This is a genomic window from Arthrobacter sp. TMT4-20, from assembly GCF_054510775.1.
The window spans coordinates 416271-431710 of the sequence record NZ_JBTNDW010000001.1; the positions used below are offsets into that span (position 1 = coordinate 416271).

Consider the following 15440-nt stretch of genomic DNA (forward strand, 5'->3'; position numbering starts at 1 on the left):
ATGAGACCAACACCGGCAGGCAGCGGCTTCTCTAGGTTACGGCATGAAGCATGCCGCGGGTGGACCCGGTGCGCAAGCAGCTGCCGGGGTCGCTACCCCCTGATCCGCTTGTTTTCCGGGTCGAACAGAGGGGTGGCATCGGTCGCCGCCACCGTGACGGGATACCGGTCTTCCATGTAGTCAACGGCCAACTCGGTGCCAACCACTGCGAGGGCGGGTGGAAGATAGCTCATCAGCACATGCTTTCCCAGAGAGGGAGCGGACCCCGCTGAGGTGACGTATGAGCGCCGCCCGTGCCCGTCGACTAGCGGTGCGCCGTCCCGCTCAACGATTGGTTCACCGCCAAGCATGTATCGGCGCCGCCCGTTGGGAGAAACGTGGTCGTCCACTGTCAGGGAACAGAGCACGGCTGCGGGATCCCCAGCGCGTTGTGCAAGGTACGCGGCACGGCCGGTAAACTCGGCATCCTTGACGCGGGGCCGCATCATTCCGGCCTCGGCCAGGGTGCGTTCGGAGTCCAGTTCGGCGCCGTGCGCCCGGTAGCTCTTTTCGATCCGACCGGTGCCTCCATAGACACCGATTCCCACCGGAACAAGGCCGTGTGGTGCCCCCGCCGAGCGGATCAGGTCCCACAGTCGCGTGCCCTGCTCCATGGGTACGTAGAGTTCCCATCCCAGCTCGCCAACGTAGGAGATTCGGGACGCGAGCACGGAGAGCGGGCCAACCTCGATGTCACGGCAGGAGCTGAACCGGAAGCCCTCATGGGAAATGTCGTGATCCGTCAGCGCCCCAAGAATGTCGCGTGCACGCGGCCCCCAAAGTCCCACCGTTGTATAGGCCGATGTTTGGTCGACAAGCTGGGCGCTGCCATTGGCTGGCAGGTGATCCTGGAACCGCTTGCGGTCGATATTGCCTGTCAGCCCGCCGGTAACCACACGGAAGTGACCCTCACCGAGTCGCATCACCGTGAGGTCGGCACGGATACCGCCGCGGGAATCAAGCACGGGTGTGTAGATGACGCGGCCAATCCCGACGTCGGCTTGCGCCACGACGGTGCACTGCACTGCCGCGAGCGCGCCCGGACCAACGACGTCGAAAATCGCGAACGCCGACAGGTCAACGACGCCCGCACGCTCACGCATCGCAAGGTGCTCGGCGTTGATGATGGGCGACCACCACCGGCTGTCCCACTCAACTTCCCTCGGCATCACGGCATCACCATAGTCACCCAACAAGGCCTCGTTGGAGTTGTACCACATGGGTCGTTCCCAGCCGGCGGCCTCGAAGAATTCCGCACCAAGTGCACGCTGGCTGGAGTGCATCGGAGCCAGCCGTAGGTTGCGGTTGCTGGCCCACTGCTCACCGGGATGCACAATCCCATAGGTCTTGTTGAACCCCTCCGCTGCGCGTGCCCTCACATGCTCACCGGTTCGCTGGTGTCGGTAAAATCGCGCGACGTCGGCGTGGTAGAGGTCAATTCCGGGGTTCCCGTGAGTCATCCACTCAGCTAACAGGCGACCAACGGCCGGACCTTCCCTGATCCACACCGCGGCCGCAGACCAAAGGCCCGCAACCTCCGGTGTCTGCCCCAGCACCTGCCCACCATCGGCGGTAAGTGAGAGCAGCCCGTTGATCGCGTAATTGATCTTGACATCCGGATTGCCCAGAATCTCAGGCATCAACTCCCTGGCCTGCTTCAGCTGCGGCTCAAAATCTTCCGCGGTAAACGGCATTTCGGTGGGTGAGAGATCCGCCTCGTCAATCGATGGAATCCCATCGGCATCGAGCAGTATGGGACGGTGTGCATAGGAACCGACCTCCATGTCGGAACCGTGCTGGCGTTCGTAGCAGAACGTATCCATGTCCCGGATGATGGGGAACGAGATTTGCCCTGGTGTAGCAGCGAACCGGGGCACCGGACCCACCTTGATGAGCTGGTGCACGGCAGGCGTCAGCGGGATGGACGCCCCAGCCATCGCAGCGATTCGCGGACTCCACACCCCACATGCGATGACGACAGTAGCGGCCTCAATATCTCCCCCGGTTGTCCTGACGCGACGAATCTGGCCATCCTCGACGTCGAGACCGATCACCTCGACCCCGGAAACGACTTGCAGCGCCCCAAGTTCCAACGCCTGCTCGCGCATGATTTCGCCGGCACGCACCGAATCAACAACGCCAGCCGAGGGGGTCCAGAAACCGCCCACCAGCACCGACGGATCAATGAAGGGCACCTTCTCGTGAATCTGCCCTGGTGTGACAAGTTCGGAATCAATACCCCAGGCCTTCGCTGAGGACATCCGCCGGCGCAACTCCTCCATCCGCCCCTCTGTGCGTGCCACCTCAAACCCGCCGGAGGTAGTAAACACGCCCATGTCCTTGTACTGGCGGACGCTGTCCAGGATGAGGTCGGTAACACCCCGGGGGTGGTTAACGGGGAAGATGAAATTTGATGCGTGACCGGTGGACCCGCCGGGGTTAGGGAGAGGCCCCTTGTCGATCTGCACAATATCCCGCCAGCCCAGCCGCGCGAGGTGGTGCACTAGGGAGTTACCGACAATGCCGGCACCAATAACCACTGCCTGCGCCCGGGTTGGAATGGTACTCATATTCTGCTCCTCCATCGCCGGGGTGTCCGCGTTCCCTGCAACCCGCGGTTCGCCGTCGTCCGCCGCGCCTGCTTCCGCACGAAGCCCTCTCAGAATCCTTGTCGGGAATCCGGGTGTCAAGAGTTCGCCCCAATTCCGCAAGCGGTGCATCGTCATACCGCGGATCCGGAACGGCACATCCACTGCCCGGCGCCCGAGCTGAAAGCCCCCGCTGGTAGAGTCTGGACCGGCCGTCGGGGACAATTTTCGGGCGGACCGGAGAAGAATTGCAGCAAGTAAATAAAGGAGGCAGCACGTGGCGAACGGTTCTCAATCCATCGACCGCGCCGCGCTGCTGCTCTCCCTGGTGGTCCGCGCCGACGATCCGATCTCCTTCACCGAGCTGGTGGACCAGACTGGGTTGGCACGGTCCACCGTTTCACGACTGCTTCAGGCACTTGAACGCAACGGGATGCTGGAACGCAACCATGATGGGCGCTTCCTGGGCGGCGCACTGTTCACCCATTACGCCCACCGGTTTGACCGCGTCGAGTCGCTGGCCACCGCCGCACAACCAATGCTTGAGCGAATCGCCGAGGAGACCGGCGAATCCGTGACTCTCGGTGTCCCTCGCGGGGACACGGTAGTCCACGTAGCCCAGACCGACACCACCTACATTCTTGGCACGACCAATTGGGTGGGAGTAAATCTGCCCCCGCACTGCTCTGCGCTCGGCAAAGTGCTGTATGCCTTCGGGGCGCTCCGCCTGCCCAAGGACCCACTTGAGCAGAGGACGCCCAACACAGTGCGGAATGTCGCAGCCCTCGAAGGCGAGCTCACCAGGGTCCGGGAACGGGGCTATTCGCTGACACGAAGCGAGCTTGAGGAGGGGCTGGACGCACTTGCCGCACCCGTCAGTGACAGCCATGGAAGGGTTCTGGCAGCGATCGGGGTATCAGGTCCGGCCTTCAGGCTGGAGCAGTCCCATCAGGAGATTGGCGCTCTACTGGTCGCCGAGGCCGGTTTGCTTTCGCGGATCCTGGGGCGGCGTGCACGCAAGGAAGCAGCTGCTCCTGACCCCGGCGCACTCAGCTGACGGAACCTCCGAGGCGCCCGATGAGGTTCCGTCGCCATTCTTCGGCCTGGCGCACCTGATTAAAGGTGTAGATGTGCAGCCCCTCGACTCTGGACTCGGGTTTCACCAAGGCAGGCGCAAGACGATCAAGGAATCGCTCCGGACTGTAGCCGCCGGGCGCTGCTAGGCGTGCAAAGAGCGACGTGTTCTTGGCAAGGAACCGAGTGGACTCCCCCACCCCGATCCTGGTGGCCACGGACAGCAGTTTAGAACGCTCAACCGGCCCAGGCATGCCAATCCACAGCGGCATGAGGACGCCACGCTTCCGCACGCGTTCAATCCAGGCAGCGATAACCGCAGGGTCCAGGCACAGGTTGCTCACTACATTGGTGGCGTGATTGCGCTTGTCCCACATCGCTTGAATGGTGACGTCGTCGGCAATGACCGGATGGGACTCGGGATAGCCTGCGACTCCCACCGATGGGAAGGGCCGTCCCAGTGCAGTGAGGTCCTGCAGTAATTCGAGCGAACCCGCGTAACTGTCCTTGTCCGGCCGCGCATCCCCTGCCGGGATGAAAACGCTGTCGACGCCGGCAGCCACCAACTGTTCGATGATCTCCTCCAGGTGTTGCCGACCCTGAACCATTCGTGCAGCAACGTGAGGAATGGTCTGGTACCCGGCGCGGCTGAGGGTTTCGGTCACCGCCAGGGTCGCCGCCAGCCCTTTTCCGGCCGATGCCGTGATGGTCAGCCGACGGCCAACAGGCAGATTCGCCATCACCTCATCCGCAATGGCTGCGGTGGGCAGGATTTCATACCGGGCGGTCTCAAGCAGCCTGCGATAAGAAGGCTTCGCGAAATCCCTTGCACGCCACATCGGGGTCATCCTACACTCATCATGTGGGACTGAAGTTCCATCTTATGAGACTACGCCGACTGCCTTGGTTTGCAATTCCCCCGGGCTGGTCGATAGGGAGTTCACCATGCATCACAACGTCCCATCAGTTGACCAACGTGACAGAACAGTTCCGATCAATCTCCGCCAATCGGGCCCGACGCCGGTGGAGTTGCAGATCGACACCCGGGTCCGCAAATCACCGTATTGGCAGCTTTCCTATGAAGCAGGCTGCTGGCGTGCGCAGGTCTACAACCGGATGTACCACCCGAGAGGCTACATTCGTCCCGAAGACGGCGGAATGATGGCCGAGTATGAGGCGCTGGTCAACCACGTCACCATGTGGAATGTTGCGGTGGAGCGGCAGATCCAGGTCAAGGGCCCGGACGCGGAGGCCTTTGTGGACTTCGTCATCACACGCGATGCCAAGAAAATTCCCCCGATGAGGGCGCGGTACGTCATCCTGTGCAACGAAGCCGGTGGAATCCTCAACGACCCGGTGTTGCTCCGCGTTGCCGACGACGAGTTCTGGTTCAGTCTCTCCGATTCCGACCTGTGGCTATGGCTTCAGGGGGTCAATGTAGGCAAGCGCTTCAACGTGAGTATCGGGGAAATCGACGTTTCACCGGTGCAAATCCAGGGACCCAAATCTGTTGACCTTATGGTGGACCTGATTGGGCCGGCAGCCGCAGAAATTCCCTCCTACGGGTTACTGTCCTCGTCGGTTGGCGGTTGTGAGGTCATTGTTTCGCAGACCGGCTTCACCGGGGAGAAGGGGTACGAAATCTATCTCCGCGATGCAACCCTGCACGCGGAACAACTGTGGAATGCCGTTCTGGAGGCAGGCAAACGCCACAACCTCATGGTGGTCGCTCCGGCACACCACCGACGGATTGCAGCGGGAATTCTGTCCTGGGGTCAGGATATGGATGCCGAGACGTTGCCGTTTCAGGTGAACCTGGGCTATCAGATTCCCCGCCAGAAGAACACGGACTACATCGGGAAAGAAGCACTGGAGGCGGCCCGTGACGCCTTGGAAGCCGGCTCACCCCCGTATACCCACACCCTCGTAGGCATGAGGCTCGGCGGTCAGCCGATCGACGACTATGCGCCCGATTTCTGGTTGATCAGCGCAGCACAGGACGGCGATCCGATTGGCTACGTCACCTCGCCCTGGTATTCCCCCGAACTCGGCGTCAACATTGCGATGGGGTTTGTCCCTATTGATCTCGCTGCGCTCGGCACCGAGTTGTGGGTACACCTGCCCGATTCCTATGCCTCGGAGCCCGGAAAGCCGGTCACCGCCGAGGTGGTCGAGATGCCGTTCCGCGAGTCGGTGAATCCCAACCAGCGCGAGCGGTTGAAGATCCGCGGGATGGACGCTGCCGTCTGAGGGCGAGGACAGCCCGGGCTGCACTAGCCAGTCGTCGAATCCAGACGTACGACGAGATGTGCATTTTTCGCGCTTTGTGCGATCAGGCGTGCATTAACTTCATCGGTCCCCCTGGCCCACGCCCTGGCCTCATCATGAGTCTTCCCGAATAGCTCATGGCGTTTGATCAGTTGCTGGTGTCGTACCTCCTCCGGCGGGGCGAGGTACCAGGTGTCTTCCATCACGGAACGCGCGCGTGGCCAGTGTCCGGTGGGCTGGAGCAAATAGTTGCCTTCGGTGACGACCAGGGGCACGTCATAGTGCACAGGAATCGCCGAGCCGATGGGTTCTTCCAGTTCCCGGCGAAACTCCGGAGCGTAGATGTAAGGCTCGGAGTCGCCGGTTTGCGTATGCAGGCGCTCCAGGAGCGCGGAATAGCCGCCGTCGTCGAAGGTGTCGATGGCACCCTTTCTGGAGCAACGACCGAGGTCCTCCAGAACCCGGTTCGCATAGTGGAAGCCGTCCATTGAAACGAGGACTGCGACGCCGGGTCCTAGGCTCGCTACCAGTCGCTCCGCGAGCGTCGACTTACCAGCCCCCGGCGCTCCCGCAATACCGAGGATGCTTCTCTTCCCGCTGCCCGCCAGGGCCCGGGCCCGGAGTTCCAGATCCTCGTAAGTCATAGTCCGGGGCATAACCGCGTCGATTGACATCGCTTCACCACCCTGAAGGTCGGTACTGCTAATCATGGAGTTGCTCGAACCAGGTGCGGGCTCCCAGTGATACGCGATGGATCGCGGGAACCTTGGCTGCCGTAACAAGAGTCACTCGGGAAGGACGGCCGGGGATTCTGACACCTCTTCCACGCGGACCGGCAGTGCCTTGTCTCCCCTTAGTAGGGCGCGGAGCAACCGCCGCACCTCCCATTTGGGCCACGGCGGCGCTTTGCCGCGCCGCAGTACCAGGCCCCCGTCCTTAGTCCCGTACCGCTTCTGTAGATCGTCCAGCTCCTCGGCTTGCAGCAGCGCGACTGTGCTTCCCGCAGTCACGTCGACAAGCCGGATCAGCGCGGACGGCCCAGTCAGGTCGGTGGCGACGACGCGCTGCTCGCTCGCGGCGAGAATAGTCTTCTGCGCTGCGCGGGTGACGATCAGCGGACGTGACGGCCCTTCCAGCAGGCCGGTCAGCACGTCCGCGGCGGCGTCAGGGCGGCCGATTTTCCGCGCCGCCGCCTGCATCCGCTGCAGCCGGCCCGGCTCTCGGAGCACCTCGTCGATCTTCCAGCCGATCGTCGCGGCGGTGTTGCAGCGCACAGCTGCCCCCTGCTCCATCAGGTAGTCCCCGTTGCGAACCTCCTGCCCCGGGATGGGGTTCACCAGCACCATGGGCAGCCCTGCAGCCATGCATTCCGACGCCGACAGCCCGCCCGGCTTTCCCACGAACAGGTCGGCGCGGCGCAGCAGTTGCGGCATTTCCTCCGTGAAACCGAGCACGCGGTAGCGGTCGCCAGCGGGCGCCACCAGCTGCTCGATGCGATGCCGCAGCGCATCGTTGCGTCCGCAGATGATCGTAGCTGTGAACGACGAGCGCATGTGCATCGTCTGCCGCACCACCGAGACCGCATAGTCGCCGCCGCTGGCGCCCGCCGAGATCAGCAGCATCGGAGGCTCATTGGTATCGCGGGTGGGCTCGGACGCACCATCAATTTGTTTGGCGATCGGGATGCCTGTGGCTGCGACGCGGTCGGGAGGGAGGCCGAGCGCCATCAGCTCAACTCTTGCCTCTTCCCTGGCCACGAACAGCGAGTGGAATGCGCCGGGAAGCCACAGGCCCTGGAAGTCGTAGTCCGTGGTTACGACGGCGGTCCTCGCGTCAGTCACACCGCGAAGGAGCAGCGACGCCAGGAGCTGGGCCGGCAGGAAATGCGTGCACACGATAGCGGTCGGCCGGAACCGTTTGATCTCATCGATCACCGGAACGGCGTTCGCCCGTGTCCACGGGTCGATTGGGCCGCGGCGCCGGAAGGGCCGGTCGCTCAGGTCGTAGCCCCAATCCACCAGCCATGGCAGGCCCTCGACCAGCACGAAGTAGCCTTTCCCCAGCAAGGCGCGGTAGAGCACGCTACTCACCTGGAGTACGTCCAAAACCTGTACCTCGGCGATGTCGGCGCGCCCAGCGCACTCCTGCTGTAGCGCCGCCGCGGCGCTGTTGTGACCCGCTCCGACCCCTGCGGACAGGATCAGAACGCGTTCCCCTCCGTCGGTGTGGGACCCTCGTACCGGTGTCTTGCGCATGGTGTGAGGCTAGCAGCCCTCACCCTGAGAAATGCGCGTTCAATCGTGCTCGGACCTTTCCCCGGCGGGGCTCGCAATCTCACTTGGTTGTTCCCGTGCTACATCGACGAACTGGTCGAACGCCCAGTAAACCGATTGAACCAAAACAGACAAATTACGGAGAGGTTATCCGGCATTTGTCTAAAGCAGAGTGGGGTGCGGATGCAGCTCGGTTCCGGGCGATGAGCAGCACCGTCGCAGCGACGAGAACCAACAAGATCAGCTGGCTCCAAGGGATCGCGGGAACCGTAACGTCTGTCGTGACGGGAGCACCAGCAGATCCGCCGACGGAAGTGGGAGTTATGGTTACAGTCCCTGTCGCCACGAACATGGGCCAGGCTCCCTGCACGGTCACGCTCCGGGTTGCACTCGCCCCCGGGACTAGTTCATCGATGCTCGCGCCCAGGGTGGACGCCTCGCCGATCAAACCTGCTACCTGAGCTGTCTCCTCCGCATGTGTTCGGACATTGCCCTTGTTCGTCACGGTATAGGTGATCGTGGGCTCGGTTGGCACAAACGGATTCCAGCCGACAGGGTAGGCGATATCGAGGTCGCTGATTTCCAAGTCGACTACCTCATCACCGGATACTCGCACATTGAGCCTAGTGGCAAGCCGACGGTCCAGTTTCACGGTTCCCTGCGACGTCTCTGAAACGTAGGAGGTTACAACACCGCCGACATGGTCTCCAGGAGAACCATCTGCGGGTATGTCAAGAGTAAATGGCACCTCTTCGGAGTCGCCCGGTTGGACGGTAATGTACTGATCCTCGGCAGTAAACCATGACGCTACATCAGTGGGTGTTTCGCTGGCCGGCTGGAGATCCAGATGTCCACTCACTGACGTCATCCCGTCTGCGGCGTACACCTCGAGGTTGAGTGGCGTGGTGCCCGTGTTAGTCACGATCACGCTGTCCCTGATACTTTCCCCTGGCTGGACCGTGTAGGTGAAGTTGGTCCGAGCGGTCCCATCGCTGGTTCCCGGCCGGATGCTCCAGGACAGATCGGGAACGGAATCGCCGGTCGCGGCGACTGATGTCTGGGGCAAGAGACCGGAGACTAACAATGAGAGCAGGCACAGAAAGACGACGGCTGCAGTACGGAACATGTTTCCTTCAATCGTTCAGAGGTGAAGCCGTGAGGAGGTGGGGACCTCCCGGCGTCGGGTGGTCCCCACCGTTGGTGGTGTTAGTCACTCAGCGCCGTGATGGTGAGCGTCGAGGTGTAGGAGCCGGCTGGCGTCCCTGCCGGAGCTAGCAGACTCAGCCCCGCAGAGATGTCGGCTGATCCTGAAGCATGTCCAGCTGACGCAGAGGCAAGCACGGCTGAGCGGGCCAGCCCGGGAGCCGCCGGGGCGACGGACTGTCCTGCCGAAGCGCCTACAGTGTTATTGGCTACAGTTGGGGTCCAGCCCAGGGCGTTCGCGGCAAAGCTACCCGAGCCTGAGGAGAACTCCGACACGCTGCCGCTCAGCGACCATCCCGGCTGTTCTGCACGGGTATCCGTGACAGTGATCGCAGGTAACGCACCCGTCGCGGCAAATGAACCCGCAGCATTCTCCTGCGCGCTTCCAAGGCTCACTGCTCCTGAACCGCCGATGGTCCACTTGAACTCTTCTGGAGTGGTTGGCGTTGCCGCCGTCGGCACTTCAACTCCAATCTCCAGTTCCTGAGAGTCTCCCGTCGGGCCGGGATCGGCCGGAGTCGTGGGTGCAATCCAGGCCGCACTCAACCCTGTTGCCACTTTTTTGAGATCGGCAGCGCCTCCCGAGGAGTACCAGTAGGATGCCTGACCGGTCTGGTGCTGGAAGTCGATGAAGGACTGGGGGAACGCCCCAGCATTCGGGCCAGACGTCACCTGGTTATCCACCCCGGTTAGCACCACTCCCCGGTAGTCGGGGGTGCCGGTGAAACCGTCCGTGGTGAGCGCCGCATCGGTGAAGGTTGCCAGTTCTACTGTTTGCGGTGCGAGCGATACCCACTTGGTGGGATCTTCCATGCTTGAGCCGTAACCGCTGGCAGTAGCGGTCAGGGTGGCTGACCCATCGGCTTCGACGCTGAGGGCCGGATCAGATGCGGTCCAGTAGGTCATCCCCCCGTAGAAGACCACCGTGAAGTCGCCGTCCCACTGCACGTTGGCAGTTCCCGCGCCTGCATCAACCGTGCCCTGACCCGCGGACAGGACCACCTGATTGTTGGTGCTGCTGCCTGCTGCTGGTGTCACGTTTCTGCCAGCACCGTCAACGCATTTGGTGGACCAGGTGGGGGTGACTTTCGTGCCGTCAACGCCGTCTTTCTCAATCCTGACGTTCCCTGCAGCATTCGAGTAGAAGCCGTCGGACTCGGTCCAAACCCGGCTGGATCCGGCGTCTCCGGCGGCTCCAGCGGACAGGAAGTTACAGCCGCCAAAGTAGGCGCCGCCTCCCGCTTCCTGATTCATTCCCCACCGCATCGTGACATCGCTGATTTGGGTTTCCGCGGCCTGGGCCGAGGGAATAAAGATGCCGCTCAGGGCGGCGACGGCGATTGCTGTGCCTGCCGCTGTGGCGAGACGACCGCGGCTTCTTGTAGCCGGTGCTTTCATGGTTCCTCCGATTAGGTGACAGTGATAATGCATCGAGGTGATGCGTTTTGGTGCCCCACGGCTCTAGGCGGTGGGAGTTTTTCGGGTGCCGGGCAGGACTAGCCAGCCGCGGCGGAAGCCGATGAAGGTGGCCGCCGCGAGGACAAACAGTGCGGAAAGCGCCCAAAGGAAGGCATCTCGATGATCAGCTAACGCCCGAGCGAGGGGTGCGGGAATCAGGCCGGTACCCAACCAGGTCCCCATGAGCTGGACGGCAGCCTGAACTGAATTAGCAAGGTCCTGTGCCATGCCTGCTGGGGCCCCTGAGAAGGGCACGGCAGGTTGCGGCACAGCAGCGGCTGGCCCTCGCGTGTCGCTGGACGAACCGGCCGACGGCGCCTCGACAGCCGATCCTGTAGTGGCAGAGAAAGCAGTCTCTTCAGGGATTACTACCGGTACCGGTTTGTTCGCGTCGTAGCTGATGTAGAGCGGCGCCGCCGGTTTCACGTTGTCCCGTACCCCGCCGGAGGAGTACCAGTACGCCTGCTGACCGGTCTCACCCTGGAAGTCGACGAAGCTCTGGGGAAACCCGCCCCAGTGTTCGCCTTCGCGTACCTGCGCCGTCCCGCCGCCGCGGGGGACTATCTCGATGCCACGGTAGTCAGGTAGAACCGAAATCCCGGTAGCCCCTAGTTCCACGTCCGAGAGCGTAGCGAGTACAACCCTCGTGGGGGACAGCTCCGTCCACTTGGAGGTGTCGTTCATGTCTGACCCGTAGCCCGACAGTGTTGCGCTGAGGGTCCCTTCGCCATCCACGACACTGAGTTGGGGGTCTGTGGCCCACCAATAGGTGAGGCCGCCGTAGAAGACAACGCTGAACGTTCCTTGCCACTGCAGTTCTGCCGTGCCTTCGACAAGATCAACGGCTCCAACTCCCTCATCCATGACCAGCTGCGCACCGGTGCCCTGTTCGGAGGGTGCGGTGCCTACCGCGCGGCCGGTGGGGTCCAGACACTTGGTCGCCCAGCTGGCCCGCTTCCAGCCGCCGGCGCTATCAGGCTTTTGGATGCTGACGTTTCCGTCCTGAGCGCGGTAGAAACCGTCGTCTGCACTCCAGAGCCGGGAACTACCCGTATCACCGGGGACGCCAGCGGACAGAAAATTGCAGCCTCCGAAGAAGGCGCCGCTACCGGCTTCAGTATTGATAGCCCATCTGAGCTGACCGTTGCTGGTGGCTTGCGGGCCAGAGTCCGGAATGATGACGGAGATATTGACGTCCTCAGCGTGAGCCCCGCCGGCAGAAAGCCCCAAACCGAGGGCTGCAACCGTGACGATGCCAGCGATGCGCCGGAGCGTACGAATCACAGCACGCCTCCCTCAGTTGGCTGCGCTTTGAGCGTTGCTGGCTTGATATGGCTTCGGCTCAACGGACCTTCGGTCCGAAAGGCATCCTCTGCAATTTCAGCGTCAGTTTCAGCTTTGACGGCCCGGACCGCTTTTCGCCGGAACAGAGCGGTCAGGAGGGAGGTGAGAAGTACTAGGAATAGCAGCCCGCCCGTGATCAGGGCGGCGATAAGCGGCCAGTACCAGGTGCCGTCCTCCTGGACAGCTTCCCCCTGCACGGCAAGCTGAGCGGCGTCGGCCACTACTGAAAACTCCGTCTGGGCAACTGCACCTGATGCTGCAGCGGAGACCTTGATGGTGTGAGTACCAGGGCGCATGTCTGCCGGCAACTGGACTGCACCGGCAACCTCTCCGTGTTCTCCAGCCTGTAACGGACCTGCGCCGAGGAGGCCGGCGCTCACACTCGCGTTGACCTGCTCACCCGGCATGAATCCCCTGGCATTGAAGGTGAGTACTCGGCCAGCCAGGATCGTCTCGTTCCCGACGCCCAAAGATGCTGTACTCGCCGCGCCCGGCGCGACCGTTTCGTCGTCGTCTGCTGCCGGACCTTCCGGAAGGGAGTCAGCCGCGGGTCCGCCGATTGACTCGGGCCCTGCCTCCGCTGGGCTATCCCCGCCGGTATCCACTTTGGGATCCTCGCCGACAAAACTAATGGGTGTGAACGACTCGTTGACGGGGTTGACTACACCGTGCGCTCCGATGGTGATGATTCCGCACGTCACCGTACGGCAGTCAACCACCTTGCTAGCCCCTGTTCGGTCCTGGGCCGTAAACGTGGCGCCTGGAATGGTCAGGTCGACCGCCCACGTCCCGTCGACGGACACTTCTCCACCGTTTGCCGCAGCTGATGTCCCGGAGCCGGGAAACGTCACAAACCGCTGATACCCCTGGTTTTCCTTGGTCTCGCTGTCCGGGACATACAACAGGTCGGTACCGGTCTGGCCGCCAGCGCTCGGCTGCCAGGCGCCATCCTTCACCCAACCGAAAAAGATATAGATTCCCCCAAACCCGCCCTGAATCGACTGAAATCCATTGCCCGAGAGCCGCACCGAGGTAGGCGCATCGGCGGCTACCTCGGATCCCCCCAATGGGGATTCGACTGTGACCTGACCTGCGGCATAGGCGGGCGCGTCTGCTGCCAGCTGCCCTACAGGGAGGATGAGGACGCCCAGGGCGAGAGCAATGACGCCGAACGGTCGTCCGCGTCGCGTGGAGAGCTGATTCATGATGGTTCCTGAGTTTCGGTTCGGTTGTTCGTGTGGCTGCGGGCGGGCAGCACCACCAGGCCTCCAGCGGAAGGGTGGTCGAGCACAATGACGGGATGCTGATAGACCTCTTCGAGGAGATCAGCTGTCAGAACGATGTGCGGGCTTCCGGATGAACGGACCGTGCCGTCCTTGAGGAGCACAATCCGATCGGCGTAAGCCGCAGCCAGCGAAAGGTCATGGAGCACGACGACGACGGCGGCGCCGGCTTCCGCTCTCCGCCGAACCTCGGAAAGCACAAGTTCCTGGTAGCGGATGTCCATTGCGGCGGTCGGCTCGTCGAGCAAAAGGATCGCAGTCTCCTGAGCCAGTGCACGGGCGAAGGAGGTGCGAGCCATTTCCCCACCGGAGAGAGTGGGGAAACGGCGATCGGCCAGGTGGGAGACCTGAGTGAGCTCAATTGACGATTCGATGGCGGCGTCGTCCGCGGCGTCGTGCTCGGTGTTGCGCCACGGCGCCCGCCCCATGCTGACCACCTCGGTCACCGTAAAGGCAAAGGAAACGCGGGCTTCCTGCAGCTGGACTGCTCTCCGCCGGGCAAGGTGGGCAACGGGGATAGTGCCGAGCGGGACCCCGTGAATCTCTATTTGCCCGCCGCTGCAGTCCTCGTCGCCGGATAACGCGGCGAGCAGCGTGGACTTTCCGGCGCCGTTGGGTCCAACGAGTGCCACCACCTCCCCGCGGTGAACTTCCAGATTCACCCCGGACAGGATGCGCGTTCCCTCGACGGTGACACTGATGTCGTGCGCGGCAAGAACCACTGGTGCGACGTCGTCCGACACCAGCACCGAGGCACCGCTCGGCGAAGAGTGCCGTCCACTCGTAGGCTTCCCGTCGACCGAGGTCATGACCATCCTCCCGCGCCGCGGCGGGTCCGGCGGATCAACCAGAAGAAGAACGGTCCCCCCACAAGGGAGGTGAGCATGCCGATAGGTAGGTCTGCGTACGGCACCATGGTTCGCGCCGAGGTGTCGGCGATCAGCAGTAGGAGAGCTCCTCCGAGCGCACTTGCCGGCAGCAAAATCCGGTGCCCGGGCCCCACCATCAACCGAATGATGTGGGGCACCACCAGCCCCACAAACGCAATGATTCCTGCAAAAGCAACAGCCGCGCTGGTGAGGATTGCCACCAGGACGATCACCTGGATGCGAAGCCGCTCAACGTTGAGTCCAAGATGATGCGCAGGCTTTTCGCCAAGGGACAGGAGATCCAGCTTTCGGGTGAACAGGATAGCGAGGGCAATTCCGATGACCGTAATCGGTCCCACTATCGCCACATGCTCCCAGCGCGTGCCGTTCAAGCTGCCAAGCTGCCAGAAGATAATCTGTTCCCGAGCTGCCGCGTCACCGAGGAAGGTCATGAACGCGATAATGGCGCCGCCCACCGCGTTGACAGCTATTCCGGTGAGGACAAGGGTCACCACCTCTGTCCGGCCTCCCTGCCTGGCCGTCGCGTACACGAGCGCCGTCGCAGCAAGCCCACCCATAAAGGCCGCAGCGACTAGAGTCCAGGGGCCGAAGGCATCCAAGCCAAAAACAATGGCGATGCACGCACCGGCGGCTGCACCAGACGAAACGCCCACCACCCCTGGCTCAGCCAGTGGGTTGCTAAAGACACCCTGCATCAAAACGCCGGCGGTGGCTAACGCGGCACCGATAGTCACCGCCAGCACAACCCGTGGAAACCGGATCGCCCATAGCGCGGAATCCGCATAGTCCTGGGCCGGGAGTGGGCCCCAGGTTAGGCCTAGTCGGTGAAGCACCGAGCCTGCCACCTCGCCAGGGCTGATGTTCATTTGGCCAAGTCCTGCAGAGACGAATGTCAGCGTGACGAGGCTGGCCGCGAGGACGCCGAAGAGTAGCCCGGAGCGTGTGAACCCGGCGCGCACAGGCAACGAAACTCTGGGACCCAGGTGCGGTGACACCCTTTGATTTGAGGTGAGCATGGGG

Annotated in this window: 12 protein-coding genes; 2 read left to right on the forward strand and 10 right to left on the reverse strand. The window is 62.7% G+C overall.

The window, feature by feature from the left end; genetic code table 11:
- Window positions 1–92: 92 nt before the first annotated feature.
- Window positions 93–2609 (reverse strand): GcvT family protein, encoded by a 2517-nt coding sequence (locus ACX80Z_RS01890; protein WP_459314740.1) that lies wholly within the window; start codon window positions 2607–2609, stop codon window positions 93–95.
- 295 nt (window positions 2610–2904) lie between these two features.
- On the opposite strand from ACX80Z_RS01890, the gene ACX80Z_RS01895 reads away from it, so the two are divergent.
- Window positions 2905–3684, forward strand: coding sequence for an IclR family transcriptional regulator (locus ACX80Z_RS01895; RefSeq protein ID WP_459314742.1), 780 nt, complete (start codon window positions 2905–2907; stop codon window positions 3682–3684).
- On the opposite strand, the gene ACX80Z_RS01900 is transcribed toward ACX80Z_RS01895, so the two are convergent.
- The gene (locus ACX80Z_RS01900; RefSeq protein ID WP_459314743.1) at window positions 3677–4540 is read right to left on the reverse strand and encodes a methylenetetrahydrofolate reductase; all 864 of its coding nucleotides are present in this window, start codon (window positions 4538–4540) and stop codon (window positions 3677–3679) included. The genes ACX80Z_RS01895 and ACX80Z_RS01900 overlap by 8 nt on opposite strands.
- Before the next feature lie 106 nt (window positions 4541–4646).
- On the opposite strand from ACX80Z_RS01900, the gene ACX80Z_RS01905 reads away from it, so the two are divergent.
- Window positions 4647–5951, forward strand: coding sequence for a glycine cleavage T C-terminal barrel domain-containing protein (locus ACX80Z_RS01905; protein WP_459314744.1), 1305 nt, complete (start codon window positions 4647–4649; stop codon window positions 5949–5951).
- Between the two features lie 23 nt (window positions 5952–5974).
- Here the strand turns inward: ACX80Z_RS01905 and ACX80Z_RS01910 are convergent, their stop codons facing one another.
- The 8 genes from ACX80Z_RS01910 to ACX80Z_RS01945 all read right to left on the reverse strand — a co-directional run bounded on the left by ACX80Z_RS01910 (window position 5975) and on the right by ACX80Z_RS01945 (window position 15436).
- The gene (locus ACX80Z_RS01910; protein WP_459314745.1) at window positions 5975–6679 is read right to left on the reverse strand and encodes a nucleoside/nucleotide kinase family protein; all 705 of its coding nucleotides are present in this window, start codon (window positions 6677–6679) and stop codon (window positions 5975–5977) included.
- Between the two features lie 75 nt (window positions 6680–6754).
- Entirely contained in the window at window positions 6755–8224 is a 1470-nt protein-coding gene (locus ACX80Z_RS01915; protein WP_459314746.1) for an MGDG synthase family glycosyltransferase, read from the reverse strand.
- Between the two features lie 154 nt (window positions 8225–8378).
- Window positions 8379–9368 carry a WxL protein peptidoglycan domain-containing protein gene (locus ACX80Z_RS01920; protein ID WP_459314747.1) on the reverse strand — a complete coding sequence of 330 codons (990 nt, stop codon included), beginning with the start codon at window positions 9366–9368 and terminating at the stop codon, window positions 8379–8381.
- Window positions 9369–9448: 80 nt separating this feature from the next.
- A complete protein-coding gene (locus ACX80Z_RS01925; protein ID WP_459314748.1) occupies window positions 9449–10843 on the reverse strand; it encodes a hypothetical protein in 1395 nt (464 codons plus the stop codon).
- Window positions 10844–10906: 63 nt separating this feature from the next.
- The gene (locus ACX80Z_RS01930; RefSeq protein ID WP_459314749.1) at window positions 10907–12187 is read right to left on the reverse strand and encodes a hypothetical protein; all 1281 of its coding nucleotides are present in this window, start codon (window positions 12185–12187) and stop codon (window positions 10907–10909) included.
- Window positions 12184–13452, reverse strand: a complete 1269-nt coding sequence (locus ACX80Z_RS01935; protein ID WP_459314750.1) for a hypothetical protein — start codon at window positions 13450–13452, stop codon at window positions 12184–12186. Before ACX80Z_RS01935 ends, ACX80Z_RS01930 begins: the two co-directional genes overlap by 4 nt.
- Window positions 13449–14339: a heme ABC transporter ATP-binding protein gene (locus tag ACX80Z_RS01940; RefSeq protein ID WP_459314751.1), complete on the reverse strand. Its 891-nt coding sequence runs from the start codon at window positions 14337–14339 to the stop codon at window positions 13449–13451. Before ACX80Z_RS01940 ends, ACX80Z_RS01935 begins: the two co-directional genes overlap by 4 nt.
- Window positions 14336–15436, reverse strand: coding sequence for a FecCD family ABC transporter permease (locus tag ACX80Z_RS01945; protein WP_459314752.1), 1101 nt, complete (start codon window positions 15434–15436; stop codon window positions 14336–14338). Before ACX80Z_RS01945 ends, ACX80Z_RS01940 begins: the two co-directional genes overlap by 4 nt.
- Between the last annotated feature and the right edge of the window lie 4 nt (window positions 15437–15440).